This window comes from Klebsiella sp. RHBSTW-00484, assembly GCF_013705725.1.
Lineage (GTDB): Bacteria > Pseudomonadota > Gammaproteobacteria > Enterobacterales > Enterobacteriaceae > Klebsiella.
The window spans coordinates 4908497-4925169 of record NZ_CP055481.1 but is presented as its reverse complement, the minus strand read 5'-3'; the positions used below and the strand labels follow the sequence as shown (position 1 = coordinate 4925169).

Sequence of the window (16673 nt, the reverse complement as noted above, 5' to 3'; positions counted from 1 at the left end):
GCCTCCGGCACGGCGGTTTACGCCGCTGCCGGAAGACAATCTCTTACAGCTCCTTCGGGAGCTGTTTGACGTGCTCGCTAAGAAAATCAATAAATGCCCTGATTCGCGTGCTTACGGCCCTGTCGCTGTAGTACACCGCGCTGAATGGCATCTCGACCGGCAGGCGTTTGTCGGCAAGCAATTCAACAAACTCCCCGCTGGCAATCTCTTTATCCACCATATAGTCCGACAGGCAAGCGATGCCATTACCTGCGAGGCAAAGTTGCTTGAGTGTTTCCCCGCTGTTAGACGATATTTCACATTCAACCTCAAGCAGTTGGCCATCACAGCAGGAGACGGGCCATGTATTCAATGACAAGGGTTCGCTAAAACCCAGGCACTGGTGATTTTTCAAATCAGCTACGTTTTGCGGTGTACCGAAACAAGCAAGATACGCCGGCGAGGCGATAATTTTTCGGTAGCTATTAAACAACGGTCTGGCGCGCAAACTGGAATCAGTCAGGGTACCCGCGCGGATGGCAACATCAACTTTACGCTCAATCAGATTTATAAACGTTTCTGAGGAGACCAAAGCAAGACTCATCTCCGGATAGCGTTCGCGAAAAGGTTTTATCAAAGGCATCAGAAAATGCAGCATCACTGGTGTTGCGGCATCAACACGTAATAATCCTCTTGGTGTCGTCCGACTTTCCAGTAGCTCATTCTCAGCCGCTGCCATTTCCTGAAGCACCACCTGTACACGGCGAAAATAACGCTCCCCCTCTTCGGTCAAACTTAGCTGACGAGTGGTACGGTTAAGCAGGCTAACACCGAGTTTTGACTCCAGTTTTTTCACGGCCCGGCTCACGGCAGAGTTGGCTTGTCCTAACTGTTCAGCTGCGCGGCTGAAGCTACCACTCTCTACTACGGCGACAAAGATGGCGATTTCTTCTGAGGTAGCTCTCATTATTGCACCTGTGGCAAAATTCTATTGATATTTTGATTGTTTTTGTTATTAAAACATCCCTTCATACTACGTGTCATCTTAATCCTGATGATACGGAGTAAATTATGCCACTGGCGCTACTTGCCTTGACGATCGGTGCTTTTGCTATCGGCACGACTGAATTTGTAATTGTAGGTCTGGTACCTGCAATTGCTGAACAGCTGTCTATCTCATTGCCCTCTGCGGGTTTGCTGGTTTCTATCTACGCGTTAGGCGTGGCGATTGGGGCCCCGGTACTCACCGCATTGACCGGTCGTATGCCGCGTAAGCAGCTACTACTGGCATTGATGGTACTGTTCACCGCTGGTAATCTTTTGGCCTGGCAGGCGCCTGGCTATGAAACTCTCGTTCTGGCCCGCCTTTTGACAGGTTTGGCACACGGCGTATTCTTCTCGATAGGTTCGACAATTGCCACCAGCCTGGTGCCAAAAGAGAAAGCTGCTTCGGCGATTGCAATTATGTTTGGTGGTTTGACAGTTGCGTTGGTGACCGGTGTTCCGCTAGGCACTTTTATTGGCCAACATTTTGGCTGGCGTGAGACATTCCTGGCGGTATCGATCCTTGGAGCAATCGCGTTAGTTAGCAGCCTGATTTTGGTACCGAATAATATCCCTGGCCGCGTCAGTACTGGCCTACGTAATCAACTTAAGGTCCTGACTCATCCACGTTTACTGATTATTTATGCTATTACTGCACTTGGTTATGGTGGCGTATTTACCGCTTTTACCTTCCTGGCACCGATGATGCAAGATCTGGCCGGTTTTAGCCCATCAGCAGTGAGTTGGATTTTATTGGGGTATGGTGTTTCGGTCGCAATTGGTAACGTGTGGGGCGGTAAACTGGCAGATAAACATGGTGCCGTTGTAGCGCTGAAGTTTATCTTTGCTGCCCTGGTTGTTCTGCTGTTGGTATTTCAGTTCGCGGCAAGTATTCACTATGCCGCGTTAGCGACGATACTGGTGATGGGTATTTTTGCTTTCGGTAATGTTCCTGGTCTACAGGTGTACGCAGTCCAAAAAGCGGAGCAATATACTCCCGATGCGGTTGATGTCGCCTCCGGCTTGAACATTGCAGCGTTCAATATTGGTATTGCGTTAGGTTCCGTGATTGGTGGACAGACGGTGGAACATTATGGTTTGGCTCAGACGCCCTGGATTGGCGCGCTGATTGTGCTGGTTGCGTTGTTATTGGTGGTTATTAGCGGTCGGCTCGATAAGCCTCAGCGCTGTGCTACGGGCCTTTCCGTAGAAGGATAACGGTTTCTGGCAAATTGCATTGAAAGTGTATACAAAAATCCCTATAACAGAAGGACCAGCCGCAGTCGGGCTGGTTTCCTGTTATCGAGGTTTGATGCCTAAATTGCGAAAGAATACCTATGCCATGCGCTATGTCGCCGGACAACCCGCGGAGAGAATTTTACCTCCGGGGTCGTTTGCAGGCATTACTCCGGCTTTCCCTTCTGGGGTGCCGTTAAGCTCGGATGAAAAAATCCGCGTGCTGGTGTGGAATATCTTCAAACAGCAGCGCGCCGAGTGGAAATCCGTTCTTAATAATTTCGGCAAAGATGCCCACCTGGTGCTGTTACAGGAAGCGCAAACCACGCCTGAGTTAGTAAAATTTGCTACGTCCAATTATCTGGCCGCTGATCAGGTGCCGGCGCTGGTACTGCCTCAGCATCCTTCTGGCGTGATGACGTTAGCCTCTGCTCATCCGATATACTGCTGCCCTCTGCGTGAGCGTGAGCCGATCCTGCGGTTGGCGAAGTCAGCGCTAGTGACAGTTTATCCGTTACCAGATGCCCGTTTGCTGATGGTGGTGAATATTCATGCGGTCAACTTCAGCCTTGGCGTCGATGTCTACAGCAAGCAGCTGTTGCCGATAGGTGATCAGATAGCCCATCACAGCGGACCGGTGATTATGGCGGGTGATTTCAACGCCTGGAGCCGTCCGCGAATGAACGCTTTGTACCGCTTTGCGCGAGAAATGTCGCTGCGTGAAGTCCGCTTCTCTGACGATCAGCGCCGTCGCGCTTTTGGTCGTCCGCTTGATTTTGTGTTCTATCGAGGCTTAAGCGTACACGACGCTTCCGTATTGGTGACCCGCGCCTCCGACCACAACCCTCTACTAGTTGAATTCAGTCCCGGCAAGCCTGATTAATTAAGGTATGTCAGGCCTGCCATGGGGCGGGCCTGCGTAAGCATGGTGCTGCCTTTATTACTCAAACAACCGAAGGACAAAGCAATGACAACACGCTCTCATCATGACAATGTCGAAAAACAGTTTGGCTCGCAGGCTAGCGCTTATCTGACTAGTGCTGTACACGCATCCGGGCGCGATCTGCAACGTCTGGCAGAAAGGTTAGCCGATTTTCCGCAGGCTCACGTGCTGGACATGGGATGTGGCGCCGGTCATGCCAGTTTTGCAGCTGCAGGACAGGTTACACAGGTGGTGGCGTATGATTTATCCAGTCAGATGCTGGAGGTTGTAGCTCAGGCCGCTTCGGATAAAGGGTTTGTTAATATTGCGACCCAGCAGGGTTATGCCGAATCACTGCCTTTCGCTGATGCCAGTTTTGATGTGGTGATTAGCCGCTATTCTGCACATCATTGGCATGATGTCGGTCAGGCATTACGCGAAGTCAAGCGGGTGCTGAAACCGGGAGGAGCCGTAATTATCATGGACGTCATGTCGCCAGGGCATCCGGTTCGTGATGTTTGGCTGCAGACCGTAGAGGCTTTGCGCGATACTTCTCATGTTCGCAATTACTCAAGCGGTGAATGGCTGGCAATGGCGAATGAGGCGGGATTAGTGACGAATAATTTGCTGACTGATCGCTTGCCGCTGGAATTCAGCTCATGGGTTGCCCGGATGCGGACGCCTGCGCCTTTGGTGGAGGCTATTCGCCTGTATCAGGAGAGCGCATCCGCAGAGGTTAAGGCTTACTTTGCACTGGAGCTGGATGGATCTTTTACCAGCGATACAATTATGTTTGAGGCTCATAAAGCGATCTAGAGCAGAAAAAACAAAAGGCACCACATGGGTGCCTTTTAAAATGAATCCGGAGCTATCAGGATTCAGGTCTGTCGCTGTTTTTCACAAACAGCGTTAACTGATCGCCAGGTTTCAGGTTGCCGGCATCGTTGTTCCAGCGCATCACATCGCGAATGTTCACGCCATGACGTTTTGCAATACTCGATAGCGAGTCGCCTTTGCGCACGCGATAAGTGATGCTATCGCTATTGTTTGCCAGACGCTCTGCACTGCTACCTGCACCGATTACAAGACTCTGACCCACTTTCAGGTTTGATCCGCGAATACCATTCCATTGCTGCAGATCTCTCGTTGATACACCGAGTCGAGATGCTATACCGGAGATAGTATCTCCAGAACGCACTTTGTAACTACGACTGGTCAACGGTCTGTTATCCGCAAGCTGAGTCGGTTGCACGGCAGCAATGTCACCGGAAGCCAAAGACTCACGCAATTGAGCTGCGTGTTTCTGCGGCACCAATACGTAGTTAGGCCCATTAGCGCCCAGGGTCGAACCCTTAACACCTGCGTTGAACGTCTTTAGCTTACTAACGGGCATTCCTGCCATATCGGCTAGCTGTGAAATCTCAACCGGGTTGTCGAGGCGTACACGTGCCAGCGCTCGGCTTTCGTCTGCTGTGGGCAGTTTTACGCCATACTGCTTGCTGTTCTTGAGAATATCACTCAAAGCCAGCATTTTAGGTACGTAGATTTTGGTTTCCTGAGGTAATGAGAGTGACCAAAAATCAGTGGGTTTTCCACGCGATTTGTTGGCTTTAATTGCCTTCATTACCCGGCCTTCGCCGCTGTTATATGCCGCGACGGTTAACAACCAGTCGCCGTCGAACATTTTGTTCAGACGTTGCATCATATTCAGCGCCGCAGTTGTTGAGGCGACGATATCACGACGCGCATCATAACTGCGGGTTTGCTTCAGACCATAATTGCGCCCGGTGCTCGGAATGATCTGCCAAATGCCTGCGGCATTGGCACCAGACGTTGCATGCGGGTCAAAAGCGCTCTCCACTATGGGTAGTAATACCAGTTCCATAGGCATGTTACGTTTCTTAACTTGCCCGGCTATCCAGTACATATACGGCTCTGCCCGTAAAGTTACATCGTGGAGATAGCTCTTATTTCTCAAATATTTCTGTTTTTGTTCGCGAATCCGGACATTTTCCGGAATTCCCATCTTCAGCTCGTCGCCAATGGAAGCCCACAGATCCTGGTCTTGCGCGTAGAAGGTTCCATCATCTAACCAGCGCGCTTGACTTGTGAACTTACCTGCTTCCCCTTGACTCGCTGCAGAAAGGCTCTGTGCGTGCTGTTGAACGGTGCCATCGTGTTTAGACGCCTGGCACCCTACCAGCAGGACAGAGACGAGTAAAATCGCTCGTGCCTTCATGTGTGTGTCAATAGTTGCTTAAAAGACGAGCAAGAATAACGGTGAAGTCGACCGAAGACAAGAATTAAATATCAGAAGACGTCTTTCTTTGACCTTAACCATGCAAATCTCTCAATAGAGTGTTGCAAATTTGTTTCTTTGGAAATTTCTTTAATTAAATCATTATCATCTGTGCGTAAAAATAAATTTATACGACGCTCATTTTTCAGAATTACGGGCAGTGTATTTTGTTTTTTTGCACGTAACTCATTAACTTTGTGGTAGTAATCATTTATATCCCTATCCAGGGGCAGGATGCTTAATGCAAACTTCATATTTGCTAAAGTGTACTCATGTGCGCAACATATTAATGTTTCATCGGGAAGAGCACTGATCTTCATAAATGATTGATACATCTGCTCTGGAGTGCCTTCAAATAACCTACCGCAGCCACCTGAAAACATAGTGTCGCCGCAAAATAGATAAGGTTTCATGAAGAAACAGATGTGTCCTAAAGTGTGACCCGGAGTGGCGAAAATAGAAAATTCACACTCTAAAACGGAGATGCTATCGCCATCAGCCACAAGGTGAGTGGTTCCCTTATCCAGGGTTTCTGCCGGCCCGTAAACCACGATTGTAGGAAATTTCTCGTGAAGTTGTTTTACTCCGCCAACGTGATCGTGGTGGTGGTGAGTCAGTAGAATAGCTTCTGGTTGCCAGTGGTTCTGTTCTATTGCGGCCAACACGGGGGCCGCTTCGCCAGGATCGACTATCAGACAGCGTCCACTATCCTCAGCAAGAACCCAGATGTAGTTGTCCTGAAATGCGGGAATACTGATAAGATTCATAAATTACCTCTCAAAGCATAGCGGAAGGTTGTGATGAAGCCGGCAAGGATACCTCATACAGTGGCAGTGCCCGAGCATTGGTCCAGCATGCCGTGGGGTGAATACTATCGCGAATCACTAGAACGGCAGATGAAACCGTGGCTGGCTAAATTATATGGTTTTCATTTACTTAAAATTGGCAATCTGAGCGCGGAAATCAATACCGAATCCTGCGCTATTTCTCATCAGGTGAATGTTTCTTTGCAGGGTAACCCGATACAGGTGAAAGCCGACCCATTGTATTTACCTTTTGCCGAGAAATCAGTTGATGCCTGTTTACTGGCTCATACTTTGCCGTGGTGTAGCGATCCGCACCGCCTGCTGCGGGAGGCGGACAGGGTGCTGATTGATGATGGCTGGATTATTTTAACCAGTTTCAATCCAATGAGTCTGATGGGGTTACGTAAGCTAGTGCCCGTGTTACGCAATAAGACCCCGTATAACAGCCGGATGTTTACGTTGACGCGCCAGCTAGATTGGCTGGCGTTGCTGAACTTTGAAGTGCTCCACTGTGGTCGCTATCAGGTGTTACCCTGGTCCCGTCATGGGGGGAAAATGCTTAGTACGCATTTACCCGCTCTGGGCTGCTTACAGCTGATTATTGCTCGTAAACGCACCATACCCTTGACGCTAAACCCGATGAAATCGGGTAAAGCAAAAAACCGGATACGGCAGGCTGTCGGCGCCACACGACAGTGGCGCAAAGGGCAGAATTAACTTTCTGCCTTATAACCGGTATCGTCTTGGGTGGGGTTAGAGGCTGCTGTGCGTGCCAGTTCGTCGCAGCGTTCATTTTCCGGATGGCCGGCATGGCCTTTGACCCATTCCCATTTTATCTTGTGTTGGCCCAGCGCTGTGTCCAGTCGCTGCCAGAGATCGACGTTTTTGACTGGTTTTTTGTCCGCGGTTTTCCAGCCTCGTTTTTTCCAGTTATGGATCCACTGAGTAATCCCCTGGCGAACATACTGGCTGTCGGTGCTGAGAATCACTTCGCACTGTTCTTTCAGCGCTTCCAGAGCGACAATTGCCGCCATCATCTCCATGCGGTTATTAGTCGTAAGATTAAAACCTTCGCTAAAGGTTTTCTCTTTCCCCCGATAGCGTAAAATTGCACCGTAACCGCCTGGGCCTGGATTTCCCAGACAAGAGCCATCGGTGAAAATTTCTACCTGTTTGAGCATCTCTGGTAGACTTCCTGTAATTGAAATCGATACGTAAAACGGTAAGTCTGACATAAATGACCGCTATGAGCACTGCAATTACACGACAGATTGTTCTCGATACTGAAACCACCGGTATGAACCAACTCGGTGTTCATTATGAAGGGCACAAGATAATCGAGATCGGCGCGGTGGAGGTGATTAACCGCCGCCTGACCGGGAATAACTTCCACGTCTATTTAAAACCAGATCGGCTGGTGGACCCTGAAGCATTTGGTGTTCACGGTATTGCTGATGAATTCCTGATGGATAAGCCGGTGTTTGCTGATGTTGCCGATGAGTTTATGGATTACATCCGCGGTGCGGAACTGGTCATCCATAACGCATCGTTCGATATCGGCTTTATGGACTATGAGTTTGGCAAGCTTAAGCGTGGAATTCCGAAAACCGATACGTTTTGTAAGGTCACCGATAGCCTGGCCGTAGCGCGTAAAATGTTCCCGGGCAAGCGTAATAGCCTTGATGCACTTTGCTCGCGTTATGAAATAGACAACAGTAAGCGAACGCTGCACGGGGCATTGCTCGATGCCCAGATTCTGGCTGACGTTTATCTGATGATGACCGGTGGTCAGACAACAATGGCTTTCTCGATGGAAGGGGAAGGGCAGCAGCAGGCCGGAGAAATAGGAATACAGCGCGTTGTTCGGGCTGCCAGTAAATTACGTGTGCTTTATGCCTCAGACGAAGAGCTGATGAACCATGAATCGCGGCTCGATCTGGTACAAAAGAAAGGCGGGAGCTGCCTGTGGCGGGCCTGAATTGTCGGAACATGCATGAAAAATAGTCCGATGGGCGATTTTTGCAGCAAGCGATTCATAAATGAAGAAAAACCATTGACGGAGTAGAGGGGAAACCGTAGTATCTGCCTCGTTCCCAAGGGAACAGTAAGTGGAGCGGTAGTTCAGTCGGTTAGAATACCTGCCTGTCACGCAGGGGGTCGCGGGTTCGAGTCCCGTCCGTTCCGCCACTATTCAGAAAGCCTGAATCAGCAATGATTCAGGCTTTCGTCGTTTTAGGCCTGTGTAATTTTATGAATCAGATCTTCAGGCACTCTTCCATACACTCGACAAAGACCTGCATCGCCGGGCTGACAACTTTGCTGGCGTGATACCCGCATACCGCATTAATAGTCAGCGGTTTTTTACTGAAAGGCAGTTCCACCAGTTTACCTTCACGCAATTCTTGTTCTACGGCAAATCGCGGCAGGTAGCTTACGCCGAGATTACCAGCCACGCATTACTTGATACTTTCAATACTCCATAGCTCAATCGTATTTTCCAGAGTAATGCCGCGCTTGCGCAGCTCGCTTTCAAATATTTGCCGGAAAATGCACTGTGGCTCATTGATGATAAAACTCAGCGGAATGTGTTGGTCCCGGCGCATAAAGTTAACCGGAGCGTGTTCCCGCAAAGCGACCAGTACCAGTTGCTGCTCGCCAAAGTGGTGAATTTTCAATGCTTCATCATTACCGACGCGTGATCCTGTTTGGCTGGTGAGCGTGAGTTTGCTTCTTGCGGCAATTGAGACTTTCGGCAACGTGTGTTGGGCGCTGGCCGGGCGTCTGTTTCAGCGCTTATTCCTGCATTATGGGCGTCAGGTAAATTTCCTTTTAGCTTTGTTACTGGTCTACTGCGCAGCAAGGATCTTGTTTGAAATATAGGAAAGGGAGCATTGGCTCCCCCTTTATACCCGTCATACTTCAAGCTGCCTATGTGTTGGTTGCGCTCGCTCACCCCGGTCACATAGTTATCTATGCTCCTCGGGGACTCACTCCCTTGCCGCCTTTAAGCAACTTGAATTATTTGCATTAGTTGAGTGTGAAAGGGTCAGCATCCTGCCAGGCTGGGAACTTTTCGCGGTACTCTTTCAGCGCTGTCAGCGATAGTTCAGCATCCAGGCGCGTTGCCTGATGCGGTTCGGCGGTAGCGATTATCTCGCCTTGCGGGGTGATAATCCGACTGTCTCCCCGGTAATGATGGCCGTTGCCGTCGGTACCAACGCGGTTACAACCGGCGACGTAGGCCTGGTTTTCAATTGCCCGGGCGACCAGTAATGACTGCCAGTGCGTGGAGCGCGGCGCGGGCCAGTTGGCTACATAAAGGGCTAAATCGTAGTCGTTATGGTTACGCGACCACACAGGGAAGCGCAGGTCGTAGCACACCAGCGGCAGAATTCTCCAACCGCGCCATTCAAAAATCACGCGTTCATTACCCGCCTCATAATGATGATGCTCATCCGCCATGCGGAACAGGTGTCGCTTATCATAGAAATGTGTTTTACCATCCGGTTCAACCAGTAGAAAACGATTAACCGGCCCACGTTCCGTTTGCAATGCCGCACTGCCGGCGATCAGCGCGTTGGTTTGCGCGGCCTTTGTTTCCATCCAGGCAATAACATCCCCTTGCGCTAGCGACTGTTTAGCAGCCTCCATTGCGAAACCGGTAGTGAACATTTCCGGTAGAACAATCACATCACGCCCGGTAATCCCTTCCAGTTGACGATCGAAATGGCGCAGGTTGGCGGGACCGTCCATCCATACCAACGGCTGTTGTAAAAGGGTAATTTTCAGTCCGGGCACGATCAGGATTCCTTCATTTAGCAGTATTTTTATACTGTAGCATGACTGACGACAGGATGTGCACAAGGTGACTTGGTTTCCTGCGTGTATTCCTTGCTGATATATATTTATTAATAATATGAAATGTTTTTTTATTATTCCTTGCAGTTTCCTGTGCTTATTCATTCAGCGTATTGTTTTTTTTGTTCGCTTATTATTATTTTCATAATCATACGATTGTGTTAGAACTTGTAGTAACAAAGTTCCATTATCATTGATATAATAAGTTAATGTGTTGTTTAGGTTTATATTGATATTTTTAATCAAATATTTTGGAGGGCGTATTGGTGAGTAAGTTATTTTTAAAAATATATATTATTGGTTTCTATAGCCATGACGCCTTTTATTGCTGACTCCGAGGTAAAAATGCCCGATAATGTCACTGGTAACGATGATGCAATTGTTGAAGGTAATAAATGGCGGCATAAGCTACCCTCGCAGCAATTTGTTATATCTCTTGAAAAAAAACAGGAGATTATAGCATTAAAATTTATCTTAAGAAGAAAGTTTATTATTCATCGGATATGTCCAAAGATAAATTTCGAGAATATATGGAGGAGAGGCACAAGATATACAAATTATTCCATGAAATGAAAGGTTGAAATTTATGACAGTGGTTCAAATTCACTAGAATATGAAATTGATTTTCCATTTCATGAACAAGTTGGGATGGTAAATGACGTTCGTGATGCAGAAGGGAATGGGGGGGGTAGTATTGGCTTTCCCGCAGTTGATATAAAAGTAGCCAATGATTATGTTGTTACCACAGCATTTTACTCTCCTTCAGTTGAGTATTCAGAATACATGATTGGGTTTACTCTACCTTATGGTCATAAATAAATGGAAACTTACATGGAATACTCTGTAACAATAAAAAATGACTCTAGATTTACTAACGATGATGGCATTGTTCATACATGGTTGGATTTTTCTTTTCCAGAAAAAGAAACTCTATATTTTGGTTTTTCTCCAAAAGAAGACAGCGGCTATTTTAATGTAGATGGCATATTTGATAATGATGAGTATCTAAAAAAAGGTTATTTTAGAGCGTATTACGCTGAAAGTAATAAAGGAACAATATGCTGTAAAAAAATCTCTCTATATGATTTGATACCAGATAACGATAGTGGATCTGATTTCAATTATACTACACTGGCTAATTATATTCTGGAAAGTGGCGGTGTTAATTACTTATCTGACGTTCAGTCACCCTTTGAAATTTCTAGTCGAATTCGCCATGATGCTAGTTTACCAGAAACTAAATTTAAGGATGCTGACACATTACTTAAGTGTTTAATTGATGATTTTTTAATGATTTCACAAATAGGTGGACAATAGATATCAATGGTAAAAGATATGATGTTGGTTTGATTGAAAGTTCTTTAGATGCTAAAGATTACATCGATGAGATTTATAATGATAAAATTAATAACTATGTTTACTCTCTTGGTATGTATACATCGGGTTTGCTGGATGATTTATTAAAGAACGTGGACACCGCACTGAGTAATAGTAAATCTGTTATTGATAACATGCTTAGTTCTCTTAATAAAAATATTTTATATAGCCGTGTATGGTTAAATGAGCTTGCAGACAATTTGCAACATAGCTTACAAAATTATGCTAATGGACTTGCGTATTTGCTTAATGGTGGGGTTCTCCCGCCGGGAGCCTGTGGTCCGGATACGGGCGGTGCGGAAAAGACGTTCAGTCCCATTATCCTCGATCTGGACGGCGACGGCGTGGAAACCCGCTCTTTACAGGACGAAATATATTTTGACCATGACGGAAATCAGTTTGCGGAAAATACCGGGTGGGTGGGCGCAGATGATGGCCTGTTGGTGCTGGACAAGACGGTAACGGCGTCATCGAAACCGGAAACGAGCTATTCGGCAATTAGGTTTTGCCGATGAAAAAGGAGGAAATGAAAGACCTGTTACTCTGCTCGAGGGGGGGATGGGCGCATTAACAACCAGTCCGGAGATGAATACAGGCGACAAAACCGGAGAGTATTGCCAGCATAGAAATAAAATAATCCACTTTATTGTCTGTTAAAGACTTCATTATGACCAGGCCGCATTGAAGTTATTGGTGTATTCGGCTTGAGTATGGTTATATTTTATTGATGCATTTTTCTTATATGAAATAATTATTGTTTTTCAGGTTGAATAATCTCATTTTTCATTTCATATTACCTTCACTATTACTATTCATACTAACATGGAGCGTTTATGAATCACTGGCTGATAAATAACAGGTTAGGTAAGTTTGTTCTTCTCGGGGCGTTATGTATGACGCCACTTGTCGTGCTTTCTGCACCTTCACCACAACAGTCATCTTCTGTGGCTACCGATGAGGCTAAAGTCCGTCCGCTGCCGCTCCGGCAGTTTATGGTTTATGTGGAGACACCGGGGAGATATTACATTTCCATTTTGATGGAAAACCGCATTCCCTGGCGAAAAGAGATGTCTCCTGAAGAGATCCATACTTGGGTTATGGAACAGAGAAGAATAAGAACTTTAATTAGAAATATCAAGGGGAAAATATATATATATGATGAGAGGCGAAGGGAATCATTATATGAGTTTGATTTTAAATCAAGTAAGTATATTTCTGAACATTCCGCTTTTGGTCATGATTATATTGGTCTGGGTATGGTTGGTAATTATTTCCCAATAGATAAAGAAGGGTTCTATGCCATACGCAGCGAACTCTATGGCGGTGATGCAGAATATAATGATTATATGTTAACGTTCTCACGCGTTAGTGAAATGACTAAATAACTTAAGGATGAGCGATGTCTTATACGGTCACTGTCAGAAATGACTCACGGTATTGGGATGGCTATGGGCTTATTCATACCTGGCTGGTAATCACTGATGAAAATGGCGAGCATAAGGGGTTTAGCTATTTTCGAGCGCCTGATGCTGGCACTAATGGAGTGGTGGATGATTCTGAAAAATTATGGGACAGGCACTATACTGAAAGTGTCACCCTGGAAATATCAAGTCAACAATATGATGTTTTAAGTAATAGCATTGACAAGTTTAAAAAAATACCACCAGATTATAATGTTATCCCCAATGATAAATTTTATAACTGTACCGTAGCAGCAGATGCTATTCTAAAAAGTGCCGGGATTAATTATTGAGATGGTGTTCAGACTCCCTACGGTGTCGCTGGCAGAATCAAAGGGTTTTCTGTCGATCTAAGTTTTGCTGATAAAAAAGGAGGAAATGAAAGACCTGTTACTCTGCTCGAGGGGGGGATGGGCGCATTAACAACCAGTCCGGAGATGAATACAGGCGACAAAACCGGAGAGTATTGCCAGCATAGAAATAAAATAATCCACTTTATTGTCTGTTAAAGACTTCATTATGACCAGGCCGCATTGAAGTTATTGGTGTATTCGGCTTGAGTATGGTTATATTTTATTGATGCATTTTTCTTATATGAAATAATCATTGTTTTTCAGGTTGAATAATCTCATTTTTCATTTCATATTACCTTCACTATTACTATTCATACTAACATGGAGCGTTTATGAACCACTGGCTGATAAATAACAGATTAGGTAAGTTTGTCCTTCTCGGGGCGTTATGTATGACGCCACTTGTCGTGTTTTCTGCACCTTCACTACAACAGCCATCTTCTGTGGCTACGGATGAGGCTAAAGTCCGTCCGCTGTCGCTCCGGCAGTTTATGGTCTATGTGGAGACACCGGGGAGATATTACATTTCCATTTTGATGGAAAGACGAATTCCCAGTCGAAAAGGGATGTCCCCTGAAGAGATCCATACTTGGGTTATGGAGGAGGAAAAGATAACATCCTTAATCTCTAATATTAAAGGTAATATCTCTATATATGATGAAAAACAAAGGAAGTTATTATATGTTTTTGACTTTGAATCAAGTAAATACATTGATGATCATTTTGTTTTTGGTCATGGCTACGTTGGTCTGGGTATGGTCGGTAATTATTTCCCAATAGATAAAGAGGGATTCTATGCCATACGCAGCGAGCTGTATGGGGGTGATGCGGAATATAATGACTATATGTTAACATTTTCACGCGTTCGTGAAATGACTAAATAACTTAAGGATGAACGATGTCTTATACGGTCACTGTCAGAAATGATTCCCGGTATTGGGATGGCTATGAACTTATTCATACCTGGCTGGTATTAACTGATGAAAATGACAAACATACGGGGTTTGGCTATTTTCCAGCGTCTGATGCAGGCACTAATGGAGCGGTGGATGATTCTGAAGAACTATGGGGCAGACACTTTACTGAAAGTGTCACCCTGGAAATATCTTTTGAGCAGTATGAACAATTAATAAAAAATATTGGCATATTCAAACACTCACCACCAGATTATAAAGTTATCCCCAATGATAAATTCTATAACTGTACCGTAGCAGCAGATGCTATTCTAAAAAGTGCCGGGATTAATTATTTAGATGGTGTTCAGACTCCCTACGGTGTCGCTGGCAGAATCAAAGGGTTTTCTGTCGATCTCAGTTTTGCTGATAAAAAAGGAGGAAATGAAAGACCTGTTACTCTGCTCGAGGGGGGGGATGGGCGCATTAATAACCAGTCCGGAGATGAATACAGGCGACAAAACCGGAGAGTATTGCCAGCATAGACATAAAATAATCCACTTTATTGTCTGTTAAAGACTTCATTATGACCAGGCCGCATTGAAGTTATTGGTGTATTCGGCTTGAATATAGTTATATTTTATTGATGCGTTTTTCTTATATGAAATAATTATTGTTTTTCAGGTTGAATAATCTCATTTTCCATTTCATATTACCTTCACTATTACTTTTCATACTAACATGGAGCGTTTATGAATCACTGGCTGATAAATAACAGGTTAGGTAAGGTTGTCCTTCTCGGGGCGTTATGTATGACGCCACTTGTCGCGCTTTCTGCACCTTCACCACAACAACCATCTTCTGTAGCTACTGGTGAGGCTAAAGTCAGCCCGTTGCCGCTCCGGCAGTTTATGGTCTATGTGGAGGCTCCGGGGAGATATTACATTTCCATTTTGATGGAAAGACGAATTCCATTGCGCGAAGGAATGACTGATGAGGAGAGTGATGCTCGGTTTACGGAAAGAAGGAAAATATTGTCATTAGTTGATAATATAAAAGGACGTATCGCTATATATGATGTTCGGAGGGAGGTGTTATTATATGATTTTAATGTTAAAGCAAATGATTATATTTCTGAATATTTCTCTTTTGGTCATGATAACATTGGGTTAGGTATAGTTGGGGATTATTTTCCAATAGATAAGGAGGGATTCTATGCCATACGCAGTGAGCTGTATGGTGGTGATGCGGAATATAATAACTATACGCTAACATTTAGACGCATCCGTGAGATGACTAAATAATTTAAGGATGAACGATGTCTTATACGGTCACTGTCAGAAATGATTCCCGGTATTGGGATGGCTATGGACTTATTCATACCTGGCTGGTATTAACTGATGAAAATGACAAACCCACGGGGTTTAGCTATTTTCCTGTACCTGGTTCCGGCGCTAATGGAGCGGTGGATGATTCTGAAGAACTACGGGACAGACACTTTACTGAAAATATCACTCTGGAAATATCTTTTGAGCAGCATGAACAATTAATAGAAAATATTGGCATATTCAAACGCTCACCACCAGATTATAATGTTATCCCCAATGATAAATTCTATAACTGTACCGTAGCAGCAGATGCAATCTTACAAAGTGCCGGAATTAATTATTTAGATGGTGTTCAGACCCCCTACGGTGTCGCCGGCAGAATCAAAGGGTTTTCTGTCGATCTAAGTTTTGCTGATAAAAAAGGAGGAAATGAAAGACCTGTTACTCTGCTCGAGGGGGGGATGGGCGCATTAACAACCAGTCCGGAGATGAATACAGGCGACAAAACCGGAGAGTATTGCCAGCATAGACATAAAATAATCCACTTTATTGTCTGTTAAAGACTTCATTATGACCAGGCCGCATTGAAGTTATTGGTGTATTCGGCTTGAGTATAGTTATATTTTATTGATGCGTTTTTCTTATGTGAAATAATTATTGTTTTTCAGGTTGAATAATCTCACTTCCCATTTCATATTACCTTCACTATTACTTTTCATACTAACACGGAGCGTTTATGAATCACTGGCTGATAAATAACAGGTTAGGTAAGTTTGTTCTTCTCGGGGCGTTATGTATGACGCCACTTGTCGTGCTTTCTGCACCTTCACCACAACAGTCATCTTCTGTGGCTACGGATGAGGCTAAAGTCCGTCCGATGCCGTTCCGGCAGTTTATGGTCTATGTGGAGACACCGGGGAGATATTACATTTCCATTTTGATGGAAAACCACATTCACTGGCGAAAAGGGATGTCCCTTGAAGAGACTCATACCTGGGTTATGGAATAGATAAGAATAAAAACCTTAATCAGTAATTAATAAGAGGTATATATGAAATGCTAGTTGAAATTAGGGCTGGGGGGACAAGATCCCCCACTGGTTAGTTATCGTGCATATT

19 protein-coding genes, 1 tRNA gene and 2 pseudogenes are annotated in these 16673 nt (G+C 45.3%); 16 read left to right on the top strand and 6 right to left on the bottom strand.

What is annotated here, in order from left to right:
• Positions 1 to 43: 43 nt before the first annotated feature.
• Complete coding sequence (yafC, locus tag HV213_RS23215; RefSeq protein ID WP_181483484.1) at positions 44 to 946, bottom strand: DNA-binding transcriptional regulator YafC; 903 nt, start codon at positions 944 to 946, stop codon at positions 44 to 46.
• 104 nt (positions 947 to 1050) lie between these two features.
• On the opposite strand from yafC, the gene HV213_RS23210 reads away from it, so the two are divergent.
• From HV213_RS23210 to HV213_RS23200, 3 genes are all read left to right on the top strand, one after another.
• Positions 1051 to 2241 (top strand): MFS transporter, encoded by a 1191-nt coding sequence (locus tag HV213_RS23210; RefSeq protein ID WP_181483483.1) that lies wholly within the window; start codon positions 1051 to 1053, stop codon positions 2239 to 2241.
• 103 nt (positions 2242 to 2344) lie between these two features.
• Entirely contained in the window at positions 2345 to 3142 is a 798-nt protein-coding gene (locus tag HV213_RS23205) for an endonuclease/exonuclease/phosphatase family protein (RefSeq protein ID WP_181486486.1), read from the top strand.
• 84 nt (positions 3143 to 3226) lie between these two features.
• Positions 3227 to 3997: a class I SAM-dependent methyltransferase gene (locus tag HV213_RS23200; protein WP_181483482.1), complete on the top strand. Its 771-nt coding sequence runs from the start codon at positions 3227 to 3229 to the stop codon at positions 3995 to 3997.
• Positions 3998 to 4052: 55 nt separating this feature from the next.
• On the opposite strand, the gene mltD is transcribed toward HV213_RS23200, so the two are convergent.
• Both mltD and gloB read right to left on the bottom strand, forming a co-directional pair.
• The gene (gene mltD / locus HV213_RS23195; RefSeq protein WP_181483481.1) at positions 4053 to 5420 is read right to left on the bottom strand and encodes a murein transglycosylase D; all 1368 of its coding nucleotides are present in this window, start codon (positions 5418 to 5420) and stop codon (positions 4053 to 4055) included.
• Positions 5421 to 5491: 71 nt separating this feature from the next.
• A complete protein-coding gene (gene gloB, locus HV213_RS23190; protein ID WP_181483480.1) occupies positions 5492 to 6247 on the bottom strand; it encodes a hydroxyacylglutathione hydrolase in 756 nt (251 codons plus the stop codon).
• A 33-nt stretch (positions 6248 to 6280) separates the two neighbouring features.
• On the opposite strand from gloB, the gene HV213_RS23185 reads away from it, so the two are divergent.
• Complete coding sequence (locus HV213_RS23185) at positions 6281 to 7003, top strand: class I SAM-dependent methyltransferase (RefSeq protein WP_181483479.1); 723 nt, start codon at positions 6281 to 6283, stop codon at positions 7001 to 7003.
• On the opposite strand, the gene rnhA is transcribed toward HV213_RS23185, so the two are convergent.
• Positions 7000 to 7467 (bottom strand): ribonuclease HI, encoded by a 468-nt coding sequence (gene rnhA, locus HV213_RS23180; protein ID WP_110273908.1) that lies wholly within the window; start codon positions 7465 to 7467, stop codon positions 7000 to 7002. The two genes, HV213_RS23185 and rnhA, sit on opposite strands and share 4 nt — an antisense overlap.
• A gap of 65 nt (positions 7468 to 7532) precedes the next feature.
• On the opposite strand from rnhA, the gene dnaQ reads away from it, so the two are divergent.
• Both dnaQ and HV213_RS23170 read left to right on the top strand, forming a co-directional pair.
• The gene (dnaQ, locus tag HV213_RS23175) at positions 7533 to 8264 is read left to right on the top strand and encodes a DNA polymerase III subunit epsilon (protein WP_197975052.1); all 732 of its coding nucleotides are present in this window, start codon (positions 7533 to 7535) and stop codon (positions 8262 to 8264) included.
• 132 nt (positions 8265 to 8396) lie between these two features.
• Positions 8397 to 8473, top strand: a tRNA-Asp gene (locus HV213_RS23170).
• Between the two features lie 68 nt (positions 8474 to 8541).
• Here the strand turns inward: HV213_RS23170 and HV213_RS23165 are convergent.
• Positions 8542 to 8982 (bottom strand): annotated as a pseudogene (locus tag HV213_RS23165) (substrate-binding domain-containing protein); the annotation flags it as partial.
• Between HV213_RS23165 and HV213_RS23160 the strand changes: the two are divergent.
• Positions 8978 to 9166 (top strand): annotated as a pseudogene (locus HV213_RS23160) (cysteine/O-acetylserine transporter); the annotation flags it as partial. The pseudogenes HV213_RS23165 and HV213_RS23160 sit on opposite strands and share 5 nt — an antisense overlap.
• 147 nt (positions 9167 to 9313) lie before the next feature.
• Here the strand turns inward: HV213_RS23160 and HV213_RS23155 are convergent.
• Positions 9314 to 10084: an amidohydrolase gene (locus tag HV213_RS23155; protein ID WP_181483477.1), complete on the bottom strand. Its 771-nt coding sequence runs from the start codon at positions 10082 to 10084 to the stop codon at positions 9314 to 9316.
• Between the two features lie 891 nt (positions 10085 to 10975).
• On the opposite strand from HV213_RS23155, the gene HV213_RS23150 reads away from it, so the two are divergent.
• From HV213_RS23150 to HV213_RS23110, 9 genes are all read left to right on the top strand, one after another.
• Positions 10976 to 11461 carry a hypothetical protein gene (locus tag HV213_RS23150; RefSeq protein WP_181483476.1) on the top strand — a complete coding sequence of 162 codons (486 nt, stop codon included), beginning with the start codon at positions 10976 to 10978 and terminating at the stop codon, positions 11459 to 11461.
• Between the two features lie 29 nt (positions 11462 to 11490).
• Positions 11491 to 12036: a hypothetical protein gene (locus tag HV213_RS23145; protein WP_181483475.1), complete on the top strand. Its 546-nt coding sequence runs from the start codon at positions 11491 to 11493 to the stop codon at positions 12034 to 12036.
• 318 nt (positions 12037 to 12354) lie between these two features.
• Complete coding sequence (locus HV213_RS23140; protein WP_181483474.1) at positions 12355 to 12906, top strand: hypothetical protein; 552 nt, start codon at positions 12355 to 12357, stop codon at positions 12904 to 12906.
• 14 nt (positions 12907 to 12920) lie between these two features.
• The gene (locus HV213_RS23135; RefSeq protein ID WP_181483473.1) at positions 12921 to 13274 is read left to right on the top strand and encodes a hypothetical protein; all 354 of its coding nucleotides are present in this window, start codon (positions 12921 to 12923) and stop codon (positions 13272 to 13274) included.
• A gap of 392 nt (positions 13275 to 13666) precedes the next feature.
• Positions 13667 to 14218, top strand: a complete 552-nt coding sequence (locus HV213_RS23130) for a hypothetical protein (RefSeq protein ID WP_181483472.1) — start codon at positions 13667 to 13669, stop codon at positions 14216 to 14218.
• A 14-nt stretch (positions 14219 to 14232) separates the two neighbouring features.
• Positions 14233 to 14772 carry a hypothetical protein gene (locus tag HV213_RS23125; protein WP_181483471.1) on the top strand — a complete coding sequence of 180 codons (540 nt, stop codon included), beginning with the start codon at positions 14233 to 14235 and terminating at the stop codon, positions 14770 to 14772.
• Between the two features lie 207 nt (positions 14773 to 14979).
• Positions 14980 to 15531 carry a hypothetical protein gene (locus tag HV213_RS23120; RefSeq protein WP_181483470.1) on the top strand — a complete coding sequence of 184 codons (552 nt, stop codon included), beginning with the start codon at positions 14980 to 14982 and terminating at the stop codon, positions 15529 to 15531.
• A gap of 14 nt (positions 15532 to 15545) precedes the next feature.
• Positions 15546 to 16115: a hypothetical protein gene (locus HV213_RS23115; RefSeq protein ID WP_181483469.1), complete on the top strand. Its 570-nt coding sequence runs from the start codon at positions 15546 to 15548 to the stop codon at positions 16113 to 16115.
• Positions 16116 to 16291: 176 nt separating this feature from the next.
• Positions 16292 to 16564 (top strand): hypothetical protein, encoded by a 273-nt coding sequence (locus tag HV213_RS23110; RefSeq protein WP_181483468.1) that lies wholly within the window; start codon positions 16292 to 16294, stop codon positions 16562 to 16564.
• Positions 16565 to 16673: the final 109 nt, after the last annotated feature.

Excerpts from the sequence above, each read along its gene's own strand:
- yafC (WP_181483484.1), bottom strand. The coding sequence starts at position 946 with ATGAGAGCTACCTCAGAAGAAATCGCCATCTTTGTCGCCGTAGTAGAG.
- HV213_RS23210 (WP_181483483.1), top strand. The coding sequence starts at position 1,051 with ATGCCACTGGCGCTACTTGCCTTGACGATCGGTGCTTTTGCTATCGGC.
- HV213_RS23200 (WP_181483482.1), top strand. The coding sequence starts at position 3,227 with ATGACAACACGCTCTCATCATGACAATGTCGAAAAACAGTTTGGCTCG.
- mltD (WP_181483481.1), bottom strand. The coding sequence starts at position 5,420 with ATGAAGGCACGAGCGATTTTACTCGTCTCTGTCCTGCTGGTAGGGTGC.
- gloB (WP_181483480.1), bottom strand. The coding sequence starts at position 6,247 with ATGAATCTTATCAGTATTCCCGCATTTCAGGACAACTACATCTGGGTT.
- HV213_RS23185 (WP_181483479.1), top strand. The coding sequence starts at position 6,281 with ATGAAGCCGGCAAGGATACCTCATACAGTGGCAGTGCCCGAGCATTGG.
- rnhA (WP_110273908.1), bottom strand. The coding sequence starts at position 7,467 with ATGCTCAAACAGGTAGAAATTTTCACCGATGGCTCTTGTCTGGGAAAT.
- dnaQ (WP_197975052.1), top strand. The coding sequence starts at position 7,533 with ATGAGCACTGCAATTACACGACAGATTGTTCTCGATACTGAAACCACC.
- HV213_RS23150 (WP_181483476.1), top strand. The coding sequence starts at position 10,976 with ATGGAATACTCTGTAACAATAAAAAATGACTCTAGATTTACTAACGAT.
- HV213_RS23140 (WP_181483474.1), top strand. The coding sequence starts at position 12,355 with ATGAATCACTGGCTGATAAATAACAGGTTAGGTAAGTTTGTTCTTCTC.
- HV213_RS23135 (WP_181483473.1), top strand. The coding sequence starts at position 12,921 with ATGTCTTATACGGTCACTGTCAGAAATGACTCACGGTATTGGGATGGC.
- HV213_RS23130 (WP_181483472.1), top strand. The coding sequence starts at position 13,667 with ATGAACCACTGGCTGATAAATAACAGATTAGGTAAGTTTGTCCTTCTC.
- HV213_RS23125 (WP_181483471.1), top strand. The coding sequence starts at position 14,233 with ATGTCTTATACGGTCACTGTCAGAAATGATTCCCGGTATTGGGATGGC.
- HV213_RS23120 (WP_181483470.1), top strand. The coding sequence starts at position 14,980 with ATGAATCACTGGCTGATAAATAACAGGTTAGGTAAGGTTGTCCTTCTC.
- HV213_RS23115 (WP_181483469.1), top strand. The coding sequence starts at position 15,546 with ATGTCTTATACGGTCACTGTCAGAAATGATTCCCGGTATTGGGATGGC.
- HV213_RS23110 (WP_181483468.1), top strand. The coding sequence starts at position 16,292 with ATGAATCACTGGCTGATAAATAACAGGTTAGGTAAGTTTGTTCTTCTC.